Source organism: Rhodococcus sp. CH91 (assembly GCF_022554085.1).
GTDB lineage: Bacteria > Actinomycetota > Actinomycetes > Mycobacteriales > Mycobacteriaceae > Rhodococcus.
This window is the reverse complement of the sequence record NZ_JAKFYR010000006.1, coordinates 241187-260263: the sequence shown is the minus strand read 5'-3', so window position 1 is coordinate 260263 and position 19077 is coordinate 241187. Positions and strand designations below refer to the sequence as shown.

19 protein-coding genes are annotated in these 19077 nt (G+C 69.3%); 15 read left to right on the top strand and 4 right to left on the bottom strand.

The features are described from left to right. Window positions 1–83 precede the first annotated feature (83 nt). Together MOM01_RS14195 and MOM01_RS14190 are read left to right on the top strand one after the other, a co-directional pair. A complete protein-coding gene (locus tag MOM01_RS14195) occupies window positions 84–428 on the top strand; it encodes a hypothetical protein (RefSeq protein WP_241386061.1) in 345 nt (114 codons plus the stop codon). Next, window positions 425–1444 carry a WXG100 family type VII secretion target gene (locus tag MOM01_RS14190; RefSeq protein WP_241386060.1) on the top strand — a complete coding sequence of 340 codons (1020 nt, stop codon included), beginning with the start codon at window positions 425–427 and terminating at the stop codon, window positions 1442–1444. The genes MOM01_RS14195 and MOM01_RS14190 overlap by 4 nt, the downstream gene beginning before the upstream one ends. A gap of 23 nt (window positions 1445–1467) precedes the next feature. On the opposite strand, the gene MOM01_RS14185 is transcribed toward MOM01_RS14190, so the two are convergent. Then, entirely contained in the window at window positions 1468–2316 is an 849-nt protein-coding gene (locus MOM01_RS14185) for a hypothetical protein (protein WP_241386059.1), read from the bottom strand. A 127-nt stretch (window positions 2317–2443) separates the two neighbouring features. Here MOM01_RS14185 and glmS point away from each other — a divergent pair, with 127 nt between their 5' ends. The 8 genes from glmS to tsaD all read left to right on the top strand — a co-directional run bounded on the left by glmS (window position 2444) and on the right by tsaD (window position 10897). Next, on the top strand, window positions 2444–4309 hold the full coding sequence (gene glmS, locus MOM01_RS14180; protein WP_241386058.1) for a glutamine--fructose-6-phosphate transaminase (isomerizing): 1866 nt from the start codon (window positions 2444–2446) through the stop codon (window positions 4307–4309). Window positions 4310–4337: 28 nt separating this feature from the next. After that, a complete protein-coding gene (locus MOM01_RS14175; protein ID WP_241386057.1) occupies window positions 4338–5804 on the top strand; it encodes an NAD(P)H-hydrate epimerase in 1467 nt (488 codons plus the stop codon). Between the two features lie 58 nt (window positions 5805–5862). Continuing rightward, window positions 5863–7035, top strand: coding sequence for an alanine racemase (gene alr / locus MOM01_RS14170; protein ID WP_241386056.1), 1173 nt, complete (start codon window positions 5863–5865; stop codon window positions 7033–7035). A 4-nt stretch (window positions 7036–7039) separates the two neighbouring features. Next, window positions 7040–8098 carry an alpha/beta fold hydrolase gene (locus MOM01_RS14165; RefSeq protein ID WP_241386055.1) on the top strand — a complete coding sequence of 353 codons (1059 nt, stop codon included), beginning with the start codon at window positions 7040–7042 and terminating at the stop codon, window positions 8096–8098. Next, a complete protein-coding gene (gene tsaE / locus MOM01_RS14160) occupies window positions 8091–8549 on the top strand; it encodes a tRNA (adenosine(37)-N6)-threonylcarbamoyltransferase complex ATPase subunit type 1 TsaE (RefSeq protein WP_241386054.1) in 459 nt (152 codons plus the stop codon). The genes MOM01_RS14165 and tsaE overlap by 8 nt, the downstream gene beginning before the upstream one ends. A 94-nt stretch (window positions 8550–8643) precedes the next feature. After that, window positions 8644–9309: a tRNA (adenosine(37)-N6)-threonylcarbamoyltransferase complex dimerization subunit type 1 TsaB gene (tsaB, locus tag MOM01_RS14155; protein WP_241386123.1), complete on the top strand. Its 666-nt coding sequence runs from the start codon at window positions 8644–8646 to the stop codon at window positions 9307–9309. Then, window positions 9306–9824 (top strand): ribosomal protein S18-alanine N-acetyltransferase, encoded by a 519-nt coding sequence (rimI, locus tag MOM01_RS14150; protein WP_241386053.1) that lies wholly within the window; start codon window positions 9306–9308, stop codon window positions 9822–9824. The genes tsaB and rimI overlap by 4 nt, the downstream gene beginning before the upstream one ends. 44 nt (window positions 9825–9868) lie before the next feature. After that, window positions 9869–10897, top strand: coding sequence for a tRNA (adenosine(37)-N6)-threonylcarbamoyltransferase complex transferase subunit TsaD (gene tsaD / locus MOM01_RS14145; RefSeq protein WP_241386122.1), 1029 nt, complete (start codon window positions 9869–9871; stop codon window positions 10895–10897). A gap of 20 nt (window positions 10898–10917) precedes the next feature. Here tsaD and MOM01_RS14140 read toward each other — a convergent pair whose 3' ends face one another. After that, entirely contained in the window at window positions 10918–12588 is a 1671-nt protein-coding gene (locus tag MOM01_RS14140) for an Hsp70 family protein (RefSeq protein WP_241386052.1), read from the bottom strand. A 310-nt stretch (window positions 12589–12898) separates the two neighbouring features. On the opposite strand from MOM01_RS14140, the gene groES reads away from it, so the two are divergent. Together groES and groL are read left to right on the top strand one after the other, a co-directional pair. Beyond that, on the top strand, window positions 12899–13201 hold the full coding sequence (gene groES, locus MOM01_RS14135) for a co-chaperone GroES (protein WP_006550071.1): 303 nt from the start codon (window positions 12899–12901) through the stop codon (window positions 13199–13201). Window positions 13202–13288: 87 nt separating this feature from the next. Then, complete coding sequence (groL, locus tag MOM01_RS14130) at window positions 13289–14899, top strand: chaperonin GroEL (protein ID WP_241386051.1); 1611 nt, start codon at window positions 13289–13291, stop codon at window positions 14897–14899. 112 nt (window positions 14900–15011) lie between these two features. Here the strand turns inward: groL and MOM01_RS14125 are convergent, their stop codons facing one another. Continuing rightward, entirely contained in the window at window positions 15012–15305 is a 294-nt protein-coding gene (locus MOM01_RS14125) for a WhiB family transcriptional regulator (RefSeq protein WP_006550073.1), read from the bottom strand. A 522-nt stretch (window positions 15306–15827) separates the two neighbouring features. On the opposite strand from MOM01_RS14125, the gene MOM01_RS14120 reads away from it, so the two are divergent. The 3 genes from MOM01_RS14120 to MOM01_RS14110 all read left to right on the top strand — a co-directional run bounded on the left by MOM01_RS14120 (window position 15828) and on the right by MOM01_RS14110 (window position 18476). Next, window positions 15828–16691 (top strand): hypothetical protein, encoded by an 864-nt coding sequence (locus tag MOM01_RS14120; protein WP_241386050.1) that lies wholly within the window; start codon window positions 15828–15830, stop codon window positions 16689–16691. 128 nt (window positions 16692–16819) lie between these two features. Further along, on the top strand, window positions 16820–17398 hold the full coding sequence (locus MOM01_RS14115) for a sigma-70 family RNA polymerase sigma factor (protein WP_241386049.1): 579 nt from the start codon (window positions 16820–16822) through the stop codon (window positions 17396–17398). Then, window positions 17391–18476 carry an anti-sigma-D factor RsdA gene (locus MOM01_RS14110; protein ID WP_241386048.1) on the top strand — a complete coding sequence of 362 codons (1086 nt, stop codon included), beginning with the start codon at window positions 17391–17393 and terminating at the stop codon, window positions 18474–18476. The genes MOM01_RS14115 and MOM01_RS14110 overlap by 8 nt, the downstream gene beginning before the upstream one ends. Window positions 18477–18569: 93 nt before the next feature. Here the strand turns inward: MOM01_RS14110 and MOM01_RS14105 are convergent, their stop codons facing one another. Then, window positions 18570–18980, bottom strand: coding sequence for a DUF5319 domain-containing protein (locus MOM01_RS14105; protein WP_241386047.1), 411 nt, complete (start codon window positions 18978–18980; stop codon window positions 18570–18572). Window positions 18981–19077: the final 97 nt, after the last annotated feature.

Here is a 19077-nt window from a genome sequence, read left to right as displayed (position 1 = left end):
CGGTTTCGCGGACGACGGAACCGGATCACGGTCCGCCGCGTCCTACCTCGTCGAGACGGTTTCGCCGGAACGGGGGGCAGGACATGGAAGCACGACACGGCGTGGTCCGATTCGACGGCGCAGCGGTGCGCGCGATCGTGGCGCATCTGTCGGAGTCGGCGGACGATGCCGATCGCGAGATCCGCCGGGCGTTCGGCGGCCTCGAGTTCGACGTGTCCGGCGCGGGCACACACGAAGCGGCCGGTGCCGGGGTCGAGGACGGCTACCGCAGATTGCGCGCGGCGTGCCAGGCGTGGGTCGTCGCGTCGCAGGCCCATGCCGAGGCGCTGCGCGTGGCGACGGAGCACTACGCCCAGCACGAACGCGACACCGAGGCCGGGCTGGCCGCAGGTTCGGAGTGGGACGAGCGGCGGACCGGGCAACCGTGAGAATCCCTCCCGAGGATGCCGGCAGCATCCTCGACGCGGGGGCCACCGGCCTCGCCCATCTCACCGACCACCTGCCGATCCTGCATGCGCTCGGACTCGCGACCGAGATCACCGCGGCGGACCTGCGGGCGCGATACGACGCGGAACGCGCGATCGCGCTGTCCGCCCTCTCCGACGATGCGCACACCTCTCGCGCGCTCGCCGACTCCCTGAGCCGTCGCATCGACGACCATCGCCGGCTCCTGACGCGCCTCGACGGGGCATGGGACGGATCCGCGGCCGAGAGCGCGCGCTCGGACCTGGCGTTTACCATCGCCCGCGGAACCGCGCTGTGCGCGGTGCTCGTCGATGTCGCGGCATCCCTGGACTCCGCCGCCACCGGGGTGGCAGAGGCACTGCGGGAGAAAGCCCGCGTCGTCGGCGAGTTCGAAGGCCGCACCGTGGACGGTCGCACCACGGACGACATCGCGACCATCCTCGCGGGAGCGAACGGCGGTGCCCGCGGGCCGACACCGGAGGAGGCGGCGCACTGGTTCGCGGACGAGTCCGGCGATGCGACGACGGGCGATCCGGCCGCCGCATGCCGGAAGTGGCTCGAGCAACGGCTGGCACCCGTCGTGGAAGGTGCTCTCGACCTGGTGCTCCGGGCGTGTGAGGATGCCGGCCGTCGCATCGCGGAGACGCTCACGGTCCTGTCGGCGGCTACGGAACGAGCCGTCGAACATGCGGAGGGCGCGGCCGGCACCCCGGCCACCGGCCCGTCCGCCGAGGCAGTGGGGGAGCCGGCTGCGGGGACGAAGGACGAGGGTCGGCACGACGTACCGGCAGGGGGCGACGTACCGGCAGGGGGCGGCCCCATGACGCTTCCCGGTGCCCGGCCGGCCGAGCGGAGACGGGGGCCCACCTCCGGAGACGGGAAGACGCCCGAGGGCGGCGAAGGGTCCGGGGGCCACCACCCGCCGGACGAGAAGGCCGTGGGCGACAGTGTTGTGCTCGAGGAAGCCGGACCGCTCTGACGCGGCGTGTGATCCGGCGGGCGTCAGCGTCCGAGGAGCAGGTTCACCTGGGTGCCGAGATCGCGGTCGACGATGTCGGGATCGGGGATCACCGTGGAACCGGGCAGCTCGGTGGCGGGATCGGAGAACATCGCATACGTCTTGTCGCCGGTCAGGCGGTGCAACAGGAAGCCGGTGAGCAGTGCCCGGGTGCGTTCCTGCGTGCGCCGCTCGGGACCACCGACGCCGAGGGCACCGAGCAGGCGGCGCCCTTCGGCGAGCCCTTCGTCGTTCGCCTTGTCGATCACGCGCAACTGCAGGTCGTCGCCGGCCCATGCCCGGGCCACCGCGACGGCGTCGCTGGTCATCGAACCGATGCTCTTCTCGCCCACGAGCACGAGACCCGGCGCCCGGACGCGGGCGGCCGCCTCGGAGGCCGGAGGGGAAACGGGGGAGGGAAACAGCGGAGCGACCGCCGCGACCTCACGCCGTGCAGCGGCGAGGACCGCCGCACCCGCACCCGAGCCGTGCCCCACCAGCGCGAGCTTCGAGGGATGCACGCTGATCCGGCCTGTGCCGAGCCGCACACCGGTGCAGATGTCGAGGGTGGTCAGCAGGTCGGTCGACAGGCCCACCGCCGAGGGCATCGGCCCGCGCTCGGTGCTCGGTGCCCCGACCACGATGCCCCAGGACGCCAGATGCTCGAACAGCTTCGTGTACTTGGTGACGCCGGTGAGCCAGCCGTGCCCGAATGCCACCGCAGGCAGGTCGAAGCCTTCGGCCGGGGTGTAGACCACACCCGGCTGACCGGCGAGAGCCAGGTCGCCGCGCAGCACAGTGTGCGGGCCGCGCCGGGAGAGTTCCTGAGCCAGTTTCTTGGGGTTCGCCGCCACGGCGTGAACGTTAGCGGATGGTGCCGCCGACCGGGGCCGGTGTGTACCGGACGGCGTGCCTCCGCAGGCGCGAAGCCGTCACCGGCGCGTTGTTCCCCACCCAGGGGAGACCAGTACCCTGCTAGTCATGTGCGGAATCGTGGGGTATGTCGGGCACCGTCGTGCTCTCGACGTCGTGGTGGAGGCGCTGCGGCGGATGGAGTACCGGGGTTACGACTCGGCGGGCATCGCCATCCTTGACGGGCAGGGCGGTCTGGCCGTCGAGCGTAAGGCGGGACGGCTGAGCAACCTGGAGGCCGAACTCGACGAGATCGGTGAGGAACACTTCACCGGTACCGCGGGGATGGGCCACACCCGATGGGCCACCCACGGTCGTCCCACCGACCGCAACGCGCATCCGCATCGCGACGCGAGCGGGAAGGTCGCGGTCGTGCACAACGGCATCATCGAGAACTTCGCGCCGCTGCGGGAAGAACTCGAGAAGTCGGGTGTGGAACTGGCCAGCGACACCGATACCGAGGTCGCGGTGCACCTGGTCGCCCGTGCCTATGAGGAAGGGCCGACCGCGGGCAACTTCGTCGACAGCGCGCGCAGTGTGCTGCGTCGGCTCGAAGGGGCTTTCACGCTGGTCTTCGCGCACGCCGATCATCCCGGCACGATCGTCGCGGCACGCCGGTCCACTCCGCTGGTCGTCGGCGTCGGCGACGGTGAGATGTTCATCGCGTCCGATGTGGCGGCGTTCATCGAGTTCACCCGCGAGGCGGTCGAGCTCGGTCAGGACCAGGTCGTGGTCATCACCGAGGACAGCTACACCGTCACCGACTTCGACGGCAACAGCGAGGTGGACACCCGCCCGTTCACCATCGACTGGGATCTGGCCGCCGCGGAGAAGGGCGGCCACGACTACTTCATGCTCAAGGAGATCGAGGAGCAGCCGGCCGCGGTCGCCGACACCCTGCGCGGGCACTTCGTCGACGGGCGCATCGTGCTCGACGAGCAGCGCCTGTCGGATCAGGAACTGCGCGACATCGACAAGGTGTTCGTCGTCGCGTGCGGCAGCTCGTACCACTCCGGGCTGGTCGCCAAGTACGCCATCGAGCACTGGACCCGGCTGCCGGTGGAGGTCGAGCTGGCCTCCGAGTTCCGCTACCGCGATCCGGTGCTGGACCGTTCGACGCTGGTCGTCGCGATCTCGCAGTCGGGGGAGACCGCCGACACCCTCGAAGCGGTGCGGCACGCCAAGGATCAGAAGGCGCGGGTGCTGGCGGTGTGCAACACCAACGGTGCGCAGATCCCGCGGGAAGCCGACGCGGTGCTCTACACGCGTACCGGCCCGGAGATCGGGGTGGCCTCGACGAAGGCGTTCCTGGCGCAGATGGCCGCGAACTATCTCGTCGGCCTGGCCCTGGCGCAGGCACGCGGCACCAAGTATCCGGACGAGGTGGCCCGCGAGTACCAGGATCTGGCGGCGATGCCGGAGAAGATCGCCGAGTTGCTGACCGGGATGGATCCGGTCCGTGCGCTCGCCCGTGAGCTGTCGGATTCGCCCGCCGTGCTGTTCCTGGGCCGCCATGTGGGGTATCCGGTCGCGCTCGAGGGGGCGCTCAAACTCAAGGAACTGGCGTACATGCACGCCGAGGGCTTCGCCGCCGGTGAGCTCAAGCACGGTCCGATCGCGTTGATCGAGGACGGACTGCCGGTCATCGTGGTCATGCCTTCGCCGAAGGGCCGCGCGGTGCTGCACAGCAAGCTGCTCAGCAACATCCGCGAGATCCAGGCGCGCGGTGCGGTGACCGTCGTCATCGCCGAGGAGGGCGACGAGACCGTCCGCCCCTTCGCCGACCACCTGTTCGAGATCCCCTCCGCGCCGTCGCTGCTGCAGCCGCTGCTGTCGACGGTGCCGCTGCAGGTCTTCGCCGCCGAGGTGGCCCAGTCCCGCGGTTACGACGTCGACAAGCCCCGCAATCTCGCCAAGTCCGTCACCGTCGAATAACGGACGGCTCGTCGCTGCAGGAGGGACGATGCGCAGTTACCACCCGTCCGATGCGGTGCGCGCGGCCGAGGCGCCACTGCTCGCGTCCCTTCCCGAGGGCACGCTCATGCGTCGCGCGGCCTACGGGCTCGCGCAGGTCGCGGCCGCAGAACTGCGGGAACGCACGGGCGGTGTCGCCGGACGCCGGGTGAGCCTGCTCGTCGGTTCGGGTGACAACGGCGGCGATGCCCTGTGGGCGGGAGCGCTGCTGCGCCGGCGGGGGGTGTCCGTCACGGCACTGCTGCTCGACCCCGACAGGGCGCACGCCGCGGGTCTGCGCGCGCTCCGGGCGGCCGGGGGACGCGCTGTGCCGGCGACCACCGACCGTCTCGGTAGTCCCGACCTCGTGCTCGACGGCATCGTGGGCATCTCCGGGCGAGGGCCGCTGCGACCCGCCGCGGCTGCTCTGGTGGACGCGATCTGCGCGCCGATCATCGCGGTCGACACCCCGAGTGGTGTCGACCCCGATACCGGAGCGATCGACGGACCGGCGGTGACCGCCGCGGTGACGGTGGCGTTCGGCGCGTACAAGCCGGTGCATGCGCTCGCTCCGGCGAGTTGCGGACGCGTGGAATTCGTCGACATCGGACTCGACCTTCCCGAGGCGCGACTGGTCGCGGCCGAAACGTCCGAGATCGGGGCGATCTGGCCTGTTCCCGGTCCCGACGACGACAAGTACAGCCAGGGAGTCGTCGGTATCCGCGCCGGCAGCGCCGGATATCCCGGTGCCGGGGTGCTGTGCACGGGCGCTGCCGTGGCGGCGACCTCCGGCATGGTGCGGTACGTCGGTTCCGGCGCACCGGACGTACTTGCGCGTTTCCCCGAGACAGTGACGTCGCGGTCGGTCGCCGAGACCGGGCGGGTGCAGGCATGGGTCGTGGGCCCCGGCGCCGGTACCGACGACGAAGCCCTCGCGGCACTCCGCGAGATTCTCGCCACCGACCTTCCGGTGCTGGTGGATGCGGACGGACTCACATTGCTCGCCCGGGAACCCGGCCTGGTACGGGGGCGCACGGCCCCCACTCTGCTCACTCCGCACGCCGGTGAGTTCGCGCGCCTGGCCGGGCGGCGTCCGGAACCGGACCGGCTCGCGGCGGTACGGTCCCTCGCGGCCGAGTGGGGAGTGCACGTGCTCCTCAAGGGCCGCGCGACTCTCGTGGCCCGGCCGGACGGGTGCGTCTTCGTCAACGACGCGGCCGGATCGTGGGCGTCGACGGCCGGATCCGGCGACGTGCTCGCAGGCATGATCGGGGCGCTCCTGTCGGCGGGCATGCCGGTGGACCTCGCGGCATCCGCCGGGGCGCGGGCGCACGCCCTCGCCGCGAACCTCGCCGCCCACCGGCCGGCCGGCGCCGGCGGTGCGGGTACCGGCGCGGCTCCGATCTCGGCGAGCGGGCTCCTGTCCCGGATCGGCGATGCGATTCGCCTGCTGCGCACCCACATTCCCGAATCGTGACCTGGCACACGGGGACGTGCCGTCGGAGCCGGTGGGTGCAGTGGCAGGATCGAGAGACGTGACCACGACCCGACGCACCTCGCAACTTGCACGTACCGACCAGCCTCAAGCAGAAGCGGTGATCGATCTCGACGCCGTCGCGGAGAACGTACGAGCGTTGCGTGAGCACGCGGGTCCCGCTGCGGTCATGGCCGTCGTCAAGGCCGACGCCTACAACCACGGCGCCGTCCCCGTCGCGCGGGCCGCCCTCGCCGCCGGTGCCCGCGAACTGGGTGTGACCACACTCGACGAGGCCCTCGAACTGCGCGCCGCGGGTATCGAGGCGCCGATCCTGTCGTGGCTGCACACCGCCGATGCGAATTTCGGTCCTGCGATCGAAGCCGGGGTCGAACTCGGACTTTCCTCGCCGAGACATCTCGCTTCGGTCGTCGAGGCCGCCCGGCGCGTCGGGGTCACCGCGACGGTCACGATCAAGGTCGACACCGGACTGCACCGCAACGGTGTGGCCGTCGACGAGTGGGACGACATGATGCGCGACCTCGGTCGCGCCCGCGCCGAAGGCTCGGTACGGCTGCGCGGTGCGTTCTCGCATCTGGCCCACGGCGACGAACCGGATCACCCGGGCAACACCGAACAACGTGACCGGCTGACGGAGGCCGTCGCCGATCTGCGCCGCCGGTCGCTGACCCCCGAGGTGGTGCACCTGGCGAACTCTGCAGCCACGGTCACCCGCCCCGACCTGCGATTCGACATGGTTCGGCCCGGAATCGCGATGTACGGACTGACACCGATCCCGGAACGCGGAGATATGGGTTTCCGGCCGGTGATGACCGTGCGGGCGAGGGTGGTGCTGGTGAAGAAGGTCGAGGCGGGAGGCGGTGTGTCCTACGGGCACACCTGGATCGCTCCCGAGGACACGACGGTGGCGCTGCTGCCGATGGGATATGCGGACGGAATCCGCCGCAATCTCAGCGGCCGTATCGAAGTGCAGCTGGGTGGACGCCGGTGCCCGCAGATCGGCCGGGTGTGCATGGATCAGGTCGTCGTCGACCTCGGTCCCGAGGGGGGCGGAGTAGAAGAGGGCGACGAGGCGTTGTTCTTCGGAGACGGGCGTCGCGGTGAACCGCTGGCCCAGGAGTGGGCGGACGAGCTCGGCACGATCAACTACGAGATCGTCACCGGTATCGGCGGCCGGACCGTCCGGAGTTATGTCGGGGCGAAGGGAGCGTGACGTCATGTCCCTCGTGAGCAGAATGGGGCTGTTGGGATCGAGCCTCGCAACTCTCGCCTCTTCGGCGGGGCTGTACGCGGTCAAGACCGCCGGCATGCCCGCCCACGAGATCTATCAGGACGAGGACTTCGAGGAGATCCTCCGGTTGCCGCACCGCATCGTCACCACCGAGGACGATGTCCGGCTCGTCGTGCGCGAGAGCGGCTCGTCCCTGGCTCCGCTCACCGTCGTCTTCGTCCACGGCTACTGCCTGCGGATGCAGTCCTGGCATCTGCAGTACCGGCATCTGCAGGAACAGTGGGGGCGCGAGGTGCGCGCCGTCTTCTACGACCAGCGCGGCCACGGCGAATCCGGTTTCTCGGGCGCATCGCAGTGCACCATCGCCCAGTTGGGCCGCGACCTGGGCCGGGTGATCGACGAGGTCGCGCCGCACGGCCCGGTGGTCGTCGTGGGCCACTCGATGGGTGGTATGACCGCGATCGCCCTCGCCTCTCAGCGACCCGAACTGTTCGGAGAACGCATCGTCGGGGTGGGACTCCTCGCGACCACCGCGGCAGGTCTGAGCAAGACGGGTATCGGACGTAATCTCGAGAATCCGGTGCTCGACGCTTTCCGATATGCAGCCCGTACCGCTCCGGGATTCGTTCAGTTCGCCCGGGGCGCGGCGCGTGCGATCGTCACCCCGATCCTGCGTGCCGCCTCGTACGGCACGGTGGTCAGCCCTCGCCTGGTGCAGCTGTCCGATCGGATGCTCGACGAGACGTCGGTGCTGACCATCGTGAACTACCTCCGGACTCTCGAACTGCACGACGAGTCCGCGGCGCTGCCCGTCCTGGGCACGGTTCCCGTCCTGGTGCTCTCGGGCGACGCCGACATGGTGATCCCCTACGCGAGTTCGGAGGCGCTCGCGAAGGAACTGCCCGACGTCGAGCTCAAGCGGGTGCGTGGCGCCGGGCATCTGGTGCAGTTGGAGTTTCCCGAGGTCGTGGACCGTGCGATCGATCGCCTGATCCGGCGCGGTTCCGCTCACGGAATGTCCGGAAGGCAGATCGCAATTGGGTGAGCAGAGCATCGAACTGACGACCGTGGAGGACACCGAGGCGTTCGGCCGACGGCTCGCGGAGAACCTGCGTGCGGGGGACCTGGTGGTTCTCGACGGTCCTCTGGGGGCGGGTAAGACCGCGCTGACCCGGGGAATCGCTGCCGGTCTCGGTGTGGAGGGACGCGTGACGTCGCCGACCTTCGTCATCGCCCGCGAACACCGTCCCGGTAACCCGGAAGGTCGTGAGCCGGTGGGCCTCGTTCACGTCGACGCGTACCGCCTCGGTGACGGGCCGGACGCTCTCGACGAACTCGACGCGCTCGACCTCGACACCGATCTCACCGACACCGTCGTGGTGGTGGAGTGGGGAGGCGGCCTCGTCGAACAGCTCGCCGAGCGGCATCTGCGGGTCAGGCTCCGGAGGGATCCGGGTACCGACATCCGGCGCGCGGACTGGGAGTGGGTGGGCTGACCCACCCGCGATCCGCCTCGGAAAGCATGGCTTCCCGGTGGGTTCGGTCACCGCGCGACAGTCGAGCGGGTCGGGCGGAGTAAGCTGGTACATCGTGCTCGTGCTCGCCGTCGATACCGCCACCCCCGCCGTGACCTCGGGAGTCGTCCGTCTCGACCGCGGTCACGACTCCCGGCCCGAGGTGCTCGCCGCGCGCGTCACCGACAATCCGAGAGCCCACGCCGAAGTCCTGACGCCGCAGATCCTCGAATGCCTCGCCGAAGCCGGCGCAGAGCCCTCGGATCTCGACGCGATCGTCGTCGGGATCGGCCCGGGCCCGTTCACCGGCCTTCGGGTGGGAATGGCCACCGCTGCCGCCTTCGGTGATGCACTCGCACTCCCCGTGCACGGTGTCTGCAGCCTCGACGCGATCGCGGCCGACGTCCGTCGTCTCCACGGCGCGGACGGTGATCTGCTCGTGGTGACCGATGCCCGGCGCCGCGAGATCTACTGGGCACGTTATGCCGGGGGCCACCGTGTGGAAGGACCCGAGGTACGCAAGCCGGCCGATCTTCCTGCGGAGCCGTCGGTGCGGGTGGCGGGTTCGCCGGCGCACACGTCGCTGTTCGATCTTCCCGCGGTGGACGTGTACACCCCGTCGCCTGCGGGGCTGGTGGCCGTCGCCGCCGAGGCGTTGCGTACGGGCGCCGAGCCCGAGCCTCTCGTTCCCCTGTACCTGCGCAGGCCCGACGCGGTGGAGACCGCGAATCGCCGCGCATGAACACCACACCCGACGACACGAACGCGACCGGCGAACCCCCGGTGGTCGTCGATGCGCTGCGCCCCGAGGACGCACCTCGCTGCGCGGAACTCGAGCAGATCCTGTTTCCCGGCGACGACCCGTGGAGTGCCGATGCGTTCCGTGCGGAGCTGGCATCGCCCCACAATCACTATTTCGCAGCGCGCGACCTGCAGGGCCGGTTGATCGGATATGCCGGGCTCGCGCGTCTCGGTACGGCGATCGGCCCGGAATCCGAGGTGCACACGATCGGCGTGGATCCTGCGGCCCGCCGCCGCGGGATCGGAGGAGTCCTGCTCGGCGAGTTGCTGGCAGTGGCGGATCGGTGGGGCGGACCGGTCTTCCTCGAGGTGCGTACCGACAACGAGGCGGCGATCGCGCTGTACCGCCGTGAGGGTTTCGAGGTCGTCGGGACGAGGAAGCGTTACTACCAGCCGAGCGGCGCGGATGCTTACACGATGCGACGTCCGGATCCGCGAGAGGAGTCACAGGCGTGACCACGAGCAGGCCACGATTCGAATTGCCCGAGCAGCCCGTCGTGATGGGGATCGAGAGTTCGTGCGACGAGACAGGTGTCGGCATCGTCCGCTGGGTCGGTGACGGCACTCTCGAACTGATGGCCGACGCTGTGGCATCGAGTGTGGACGAGCACGCCCGCTTCGGTGGTGTGGTGCCGGAGATCGCGTCGCGCGCTCACCTCGAGGCGATGGTGCCGACCATGCGTCGTGCGCTGAGCGAGGCGGGGATCGAGAAGCCGGACGCGGTGTGCGTGACGATCGGGCCCGGCCTCGCCGGTGCGCTGCTCGTCGGCGTGGCTGCGGCCAAGGCGTATGCGGCGGCGTGGAACGTACCGTTCTTCGCGATCAATCATCTGGCGGGACATGTCGCCGTCGACACCCTCGAGCACGGGCCGATGCCGCCGTGCGTGGCGCTTCTCGTGTCGGGTGGCCATACGCACCTGCTGCACGTCGAGGATCTCGGCAAGCCCATGGTCGAACTCGGTACCACCGTGGACGACGCCGCCGGGGAGGCCTTCGACAAGGTCGCGCGGCTGCTAGGACTCGGTTATCCGGGTGGTCCGGAGGTCGACCGGCTGGCCCGGCAGGGCGACCGGTCCGCGGTGACCTTCCCGCGCGGGATGACCGGTCCGCGCGACGCGCGCCACGATTTCTCCTTCTCCGGCCTCAAGACTGCGGTCGCCCGTTTCGTGGAAGCGAAGGAACGCGCGGGCGAACCGGTTCCGGTCGCCGACGTCGCCGCGGGATTCCAGGAGGCCGTCGCCGACGTACTGACGATGAAGGCGGTCCGGGCGGCCCAGGATCTCGGCGTCGACACGCTGGTCCTCGGCGGTGGCGCGACTGCCAACAGCCGGCTGCGGGAGCTCGCCGAGCAGCGGTGCGCCGCCGCCGGGATCACCCTGCGGGTTCCTCGTCCGAGGCTGTGCACCGACAACGGTGTCATGATCGCGTCTCTCGGCGCACACCTCATCGCAGGTGGGGCTCTGCCGTCCTCGCTGGGAGCGGCGACGGATCCGGGGCTGTCGGTCTCGGTGCCCCAGGTGGTCGCCTGACCTGTCGGCCGGACCCGGGCTCAGCTCGGTGCGGCGCCCGAAGTGCCGGATACGGTGGTCGTCCCGGTCGTGGTCTCGACGGAGCTGCCGCTCGCGGTCGGGGTGGTGGCCGGCGACTCGGGCGGTGGTGCGGGTGAGCTCGACGGTGTCGTCGGTGCCACTCCCGGGCCGGGGACGGTGGTCTCGGGGCCGTCCGGTGCGGGACCGGTCGTGACCGGGGGAGTGGTGCCGGGGGCCGTGGGATCGGTGGTGTCGGGGGCGACGGTCGGATCCGGCGTCGGTGTGGACCCGAAGTCCGGAGCTGCCGGCGAGGTCTCGGAATCCGGAGGCGTCGGTGCTGCGCCGAAGTCCGGCGGTGTGGTCGTGGGACTCGGCAACGGCGTGGAGTCCGGTGCCTCGTCGGGCGCCACCCCCGGAGTCGGTACCTGATCGATCGGGGTGGGGGTCACCGTGGTGACCGGCGGGTCGGGCCGGGTGGACCGCTCTTCACGAGTCGTCGGTGTCGTGGGATCGAAGGTCGACCGAGGCCACGGGACCGTTGTCGGCGCCGCGAGGTCGTCGTCCGCGGTGCGGGACGAGATGGCCTCGGGGGTCGGATCGTGTGACGGTATGACCGTCTCGGTCGGTGGTGTGTTCGGCGAGAGCGCCGCCCCGCTCGTGAACAACGGGGAGACGGGGACGTTGCTGTTGTCGCGTTCGGTGAAATGCTGCGTGGCGTATCCGGCCGTGATGGCGCTCAGCACCAGGATGCCGGCGACGACGCTCGATATCCGGCCCGAGGATCCACCGCCGATGCGGGTAGGAGATCCCACGAGGGGATATCCGGCCGAGGAGTCCGAGTCCCCCGACAATGCGGCACCGATCGCAGCCGCAGCGCCCGGTTCGGGCACCGTGATGATCTCGCCGCGGAAACCCGCAGAGATCGCCGCGACGAGGGCGGGGGAGGCGGCGGTGCCGCCCACCAGCGCCAGCGTGCCGGGAACCGGATCCACGCTCGTGCAGATCCGCTGGGTGAACGCAGCAACCCGAACGGCGAGGTCGGCGGTGAGTTCGTCGAGTTCGGAGCGGGTGAGTGTGACCGATGCGTTCGGGCCGGCCTCCGCGATGTCGATACGCGTGGACGACGCCGTGGCGAGCGCTTCCTGTGCGCCCTGGCACCGCGCTGCCAGCAGGTCCGTATCGATCTGCCGGCGGCCGCGCATGCGCTCGGTGGCGTGCCGGACGTGATCGAGTACGCGGGAGGCCAGTTCGGCACCACCGATCTCCTCGGTTCGGGCCGAGCGCAGCACGGTACCGGATTCCTGGTCGAGGATCGAGACGGTCGTACCGGTGGCCCCGATGTCCACGAGAGCGATCGCGCCGGGCTCCCGACGGACCCCGACCGTGCGGAGGTAGGCGAGCGCGGCGGTGCTCTCGGGAACGAGCCGCACCATGTGTCCCGCGCGTTCCGCTGCGATGCGGACCGCATTCGCCTGGTCTTCGGTGCGGTACGCGACCGTGACCTCGGGAGTGCCGGATCGTTGGGCCGACGCGAGTGCGACGGCGTCGAAGACGAGATCGCCGAGATCGCGCCCGGGTTCGGATTCGGCCGCGAGTCTGCGGAACTCGGTGGTGGGAGTAGTTGCAGTATCGACGCGCAGGGCCGAGCCGACGCCGGAGGCGCCGACGGATATGCCGAGCGACGTGGGCATTGTTCACCTTCCGTGCGTGATCGACGAACAGGCGGTGGACGCCTTCCCCCTGAAGGTCACCGAACGATCACGCTCATCGGTTTCCGTTATTCAACCGTAACATGCGCTCCGGTTTCGTGCTCGTCGGCGTGTTCGCGCCTGCCGCCCTTGAGTGCTGGCACTCTCGTGTATAGAGTGCTAGTGACACCGAGCGCCGGCCCGGCACCCGCGACGACGGGACGCGTGCGGAGTCACCGTGATGACTGAACACACCCGTGTCCGAGAACACTGATTCTCGGACCCCAATACCCCTGAAAGTGGAGGGCTCATCGTGGCGAGCGTGAACATCAAGCCGCTCGAGGACAAGATCCTCGTCCAGGCCAACGAGGCCGAGACGACGACTGCCTCCGGCCTGGTCATCCCGGACACGGCGAAGGAGAAGCCCCAGGAGGGCACCGTCGTCGCCGTAGGCCCCGGTCGCTGGGACGAAGATGGCGACAAGCGCATCCCGCTCGACGTCAAGGAAGGCGACGTCGTCATCTACAGCAAGTACGGCGGAACCGAGATCAAGTACGCCGGCGAGGAGTACCTGATCCTGTCTGCGCGCGACGTCCTGGCTGTCGTCGCCAAGTAGGCCGCTTGCATTCCGCCCCGGTGTCCCGATTCGGACCCGGGGCGGAATACGTTGTGGAACATCCGAGTCCAGGAGTAGCCGGAGAACATGTCCAAGCAAATCGAGTTCAACGAGACCGCGCGCCGGGCTCTCGAGCGCGGTGTCGACCAGCTGGCCGACGCCGTCAAGGTCACGCTCGGCCCGCGTGGTCGACACGTCGTGCTCGCCAAGGCCTTCGGTGGCCCGACCGTCACGAACGACGGTGTGAGCATCGCCCGGGAGATCGAGCTGGAGGATCCCTTCGAGAATCTCGGCGCTCAGCTCGTCAAGAGTGTCGCGACCAAGACCAACGACGTCGCCGGTGACGGCACCACCACCGCGACCGTTCTCGCCCAGGCGCTCGTGAAGGCCGGTCTGAAGAACGTTGCCGCAGGTGCCAACCCGATCTCGCTCGGGGCCGGTATCGCCCAGGGTGCGGAGAAGGTGAGCGAGGCTCTGCTCGCGGCCGCCACTCCCGTCGAGGGCAAGAATGCCATCGCGCAGGTGGCCACGGTGTCCTCGCGCGACGAGGAGATCGGCGAGATGGTCGGCGAGGCGCTGACCCGTGTGGGCGAGAACGGTGTCGTCACCGTGGAGGAATCCTCCACCCTGCACACCGAACTGGTCGTCACCGAAGGGGTGCAGTTCGACAAGGGCTTCCTGTCGCCGTACTTCATCACCGACATCGATGCGCAGGAAGCCGTCCTCGAGGACGCGCTCGTCCTGCTCTACCGCGAGAAGATCACCTCTCTTCCCGACTTCCTGCCGCTTCTCGAGAAGATCGCCGAATCCGGCAAGCCGGTTCTGATCATCGCCGAGGACATCGAGGGTGAGCCGCTGTCGACCCTCGTGGTCAACGCGATCCGCAAGACCCTCAAGGCCGTTGCGGTCAAGGCGCCGTACTTCGGTGATCGCCGGAAGGCGTTCCTCGAGGATCTCGCGGTCGTCACCGCCGGTACGGTCATCAACTCCGACCTGGGCCTGTCCCTCAAGGAGGCCGGACTCGACCTCCTCGGTTCGGCACGTCGCGTCGTCGTGACGAAGGACACCACCACGATCGTCGACGGTGCCGGCACCGCCGAGGACATCGAGGCTCGCGCGGCCCAGCTGCGTCGCGAGATCGAGGCGACCGATTCGGATTGGGATCGCGAGAAGCTCGAGGAGCGTCTCGCGAAGCTCGCCGGCGGTGTCGCAGTCATCCGGGTCGGTGCTGCTACCGAGACCGACCTCAAGGAACGCAAGTTCCGCGTCGAGGATGCTGTGAACGCCGCCAAGGCTGCCGTCGAGGAGGGCATCGTGCCCGGCGGCGGCTCCGCGCTCGTGCAGGCTGCGCGCTCGCTCGAGGAGCTGGAGAGCTCCCTGTCGGGTGATGCGGCCACCGGCGTCGCCACGCTGCGGGCTGCTCTCGCCGCACCGCTGTACTGGATCGCGACGAACGCGGGCCTCGACGGTTCGGTCGTCGTGAACCGGGTCCGGGAATCCGGGCAGGGTTTCAACGCTGCGACGCTGTCCTACGGCGATCTCGTCGCCGAGGGTGTCGTCGATCCGGTGAAGGTGACGCGGTCCGCCGTGGTCAACGCTGCGTCGGTGGCACGCATGGTGCTCACCACGGAGAGTGCGGTCGTCGACAAGCCGGAGGAGCAGGCCGACGCCGGGCACGGCCACGGGCACGCCCACTGAGGCTGTAGGCCGTTCCGCGCCGAGCGGATACCGCGAGGCCCCGTGGGGAATCTTCGGATTCCCCACGGGGCCTTCGTCGTAGCGGCGGGCCTTCACCGGCCCGGAGGCCGATTCACACGGCCACTTTCCGTCGGCGCTGCCTCGTGTACATCTCACGTTCGGTCTCGGACATGCCGCCCCAGATCCCGTACGGTTCGGCGACCGCCAGGGCGTGGTCGCGGCAGCGCGCCAGCACCGGGCAGGTGCGGCACAGTTCCTTCGCGCGGTTCTCCCGCTGGGCGCGCGCACGGCCGCGCTCACCGTCCGGATGGAAGAACACCGAGGAGTCCACACCACGACACTTTCCGTGCATCTGCCAATCCCAGAGGTCCGCATTCGGGCCGGGCAGGGTGTGTGGTGCAGGCATCTGTGGCACTCCTTCGCAGCAAGCTCGCATCAGTGTCGCGAGCGGACCGTGGACACATCGGGATTCCCGCTGTGCGCCGAATCAAACAAACTCACCGTAGAATCTGTATCGATTCGTCGTCAATCTATTCGATGAGTGGGATAGTCCATAACCGCCCGGGAAAGATTTAACCGCAGAAATATTTACTTTCGCCGGAAGTCGTGCCTGTCCCGTGCGGGCGGGGTCCGAAGGCGGTAACCTCCCGCCGTCGGTGTGGGTCGAAGGTCCCGTACTCCCTGGTAACAGCGCATGTAGGCGGGCTGCGCGTCGTCGGGCTCGGGGTGAGGCGCCCGTCGGGAACGGTTCTACCTGCAGTTCACTTCTTTTAACGCGTTGTTTAACAAAATGTTCGGAAACGTTCTCGGCGTCGGTTGTTCCAATACTCAGGACTATTTGCGCTCAGGGTGTGAATTTCTCCGGGAGTTCCCGGACTGGACGAGTCCCGCCGTTTTGCGCCGTATCGGGGGGTGCAATGATTTCGCGATGCTCACCCACGACGCACGCGGTGAAGTCGCGAACTCCGCGCCCCGGCGCGAGGTACTGGCCTCCGCAGCTTTCGGTCCTGTCCCGGGCCTGCATCCGCTCCCCGCGGCCCACGGACCCGAGCAGCACTGGCTGCGGGCGGTCGCATTGGGCGGACAGGGACGCTACGCGGCCGCGCGGGCCGAACTGGCTCACCTGCGGAAACCGGGTGGACCGCACCTGTGGGCGTCGCTGGGGGCGAGTACCGAGGCGTCGTTCCTGCGCCAGCTGGGCGGTCATCGTGCCGCGGCGATACTCGACGGACGGGCACTGTCGGCGTCGGTGCGGGGGGAGCCGGCCTCCGAACCGTCCGTTCAGGCATGGTGCGACGCCGTCACCGGATTGGCCGCCGACGCCCTCGGGCGAGGCCGGCTCGGCGTCTGCGGTGCGCTCCTCGACAGGTGTGCCTCGGTCCTGGACGCCACCGAATCGGAAGCAGGCGGGCAGTCGTTCCTGCGTCAACGGATCCGGATCGCATGGGTCGGTGCCGAATCGGCGCTCGCGGCAGGCGACTTCGCACGCGCGCGTCCCCGCGCCGATCGAGCAGTGGAATTGTCGCGTGAGTTCGGGTCCGTGCGGCACAGCGTCAAGTCCGACCTCGTCCGTGCGGCATCGCTGACCGGACAGCCCGATCGGGGTCCGGCGACGGCGCTGGCCGCCGATGTACTCGCCCGCGCCGGGGAATACGGTCTGATCCCCCTGCAGTGGGCCGCGGCGATGCTGCTCGACGGACTCGATCCCGGGCGGGGTGCGGACGTCCGTGATCTCTGCGAGACCTCGATCGTGCACCGTGGCGGCCGTTTCGCGGAGACCTCTCCGCGCTGAATTCCATTCGCACACGGGGGGTCACCCGAACGGTCGGTAGTTGTCGTTACTCTGGGGGTGTTCCACGGTCAGGTGGAAGCCCGCCCGGGGGGGTGGTGCCGACTGTAACGCCAGGACTTGCGCAATCGATGACTGTTATGGGTGAGGAGTTGGACTCCGCCGTTGCTGCGGCTGCGCAGGGCGATCGGGTAGCTCTTGCCCAGGTTCTTGCCAGTGTCCGGCCCCTTGTCGTGCGGTACTGCCGCGCTCGGGTCGGATCTGCGGAGCGCGGCCAGCTCTCCGCAGACGATGTTGCTCAGGAGGTGTGCCTGGCCGTGATGACCGCTCTGCCGAGATATCAGGATCAAGGCCGCCCCTTCATGGCATTCGTCTACGGCATCGCCGCGCACAAGGTTGCCGATGCGCACCGCAGCGCAGCGCGCAATCGCGCGGAACCTGTGGCGGAGGTGCCGGAAGTGATGTCTCTCGACGACAGCCCGGAGGAATACGCCCTCAACTCGGAGGCGAGCCGCCAGATGAAGCAACTGCTGGCGATCCTCCCGGAGAAGCAGCGGGAGATCCTCATTCTCCGCCTCGTCATGGGACTGTCGGCGGAAGAGACGGCCGCGGCCGTGGGAAGTACCGCGGGAGCGATCCGAGTGGCTCAACACAGGGCCATCGCGAGACTCAAGAAGGAAGTCACGAGAGCAGGTGAGCGGAATGAGTAGGAGGCGTTTCTCGGGCGACGGCTTCGACGAGGAGTTCCCCGACGACGAAACCTCCGTGGACCTCGCCGCCGTCCGCCGTGACGATGCGCTCATCGACGCGATCTCGGGCAACGGACTCGTCGAGACGAAGAACACCGAGGAGTACGAACTCGCCACCTTGCTCGCGGACTGGCGAGCGGAGATCCTGGCCGAACCGATGCCCGCCGGTCCCGAGCTGGACGAGGTCGTGGCTGCGGTCAACCGGGAACTCGGTGCGCGCGACACCCTCACCGGAGTGCCGGCCGCGGCACCTCCCCGGCCCAGGTCGAAGGGTCAGCTGCGGCTGCTCCGGCCCCTCGCGGGTGCGGCAGCGCTCGTCGCGGTGGCCGTGGGGACTGCGACGGCGGTGTCCTACAGCGCCGAACCCGGCGATCCGCTGTGGGGCGTCAAGCAGGTCGTCTTCAGCGAGCAGGCGCAATCGACCGAGGCGCGCCTGGATGCCACCTCGACTCTGCAGCGAGCCGAACAGCTCATCGCCGAAGGTCATCCGGAGGAAGCACGTCAGTTGCTGACCTCCGCCGAGTCCCGCTCGGGCGATGTCCGGGATTCGGGGGAGCGCGACGCCCTCGGCGACTGGATGCAACGTCTGGCCGACGAGATCGGCAAGCTCGCTCCGCAGCTGCCTCCCCCGCCTCCGGCTGCACCTGTGACCCCGCAATTACCGGATCCCGGGGCTGCCGTTCCACCACAGTCCCCAGTACCCGGCACGGAAGGGCAGCAACCCGTCCCGTCGACCGGCGCGAACACGGGAACGACGCTGCCGCCCACCTCGACGGTCGATCCGACGAGTGTCCTGCAGGCTCCGGCTCCGGCTCCGATCCCGGACACCACCACGCCGTCGCAGACTGCGCCTCCACCGCCGCCTCCGTCCTCCGACACGTCGACCCCGGCTCCCGTCGAGCCTGCTCCGACGACCGTCTCTCCGACCCCGGAGCCCACCACAGGTGCCTCGTCGCCGCGGTCGACGACGCAGGAAGGCCCGGGAGTCGATCTGGCGCCGGCATCCTCGTCGGGTGTCCCGGCGACTCCGACTTCGTAGGCACGACGAACGAATCGGGCCCGGCAGCATCTGCTGCCGGGCCCGATTCGTCGTATGAGGTGCTGTGATTCGTGGTCCGCGGTGGACTGTCGGTCAGGAGTCCAGTCCGTAGGGATCGACGGGCAGAGCCTCGTTCATGGACGCGTCCGCGTACCCGCGGCAGTAGTCCCATGTGACATAGGAGTCGGGGGACGGATCGAAGGCCGGCTCGTGAGGACGGACGGTGCCGTCGACGAGCAGCTGGAGCAGATTGGCTCTCAGCATGTCCCAGTCGTGGTAGTGGTCCTGGTGGCAGTCCTCGCAGCACACCACGAGCCCGCGGACGCCGCGGGGAGCCAGGAGTGCCTCGTAGACCGCCAGGTCTGCGAGGTCCTCTTCCACCGCGAGCCGCTCCGCAGGGTCCAGAGGCTGGCCCGGCTCGATCGCGTCCAGTGCTGCGGACGGATCGTCGGGGTCTCCTGCGAACGGGTCCGGGGGGAGTCCGGGAGGCAACTGATCACGCACGACTCCACGGTACGCAGACCGAGGGGGTCTGCGCCAGCGCTCGACGGGGGACACGCCGGAAATCGTGCGCCCCGATGTGACGAAGATCCGGGAACAG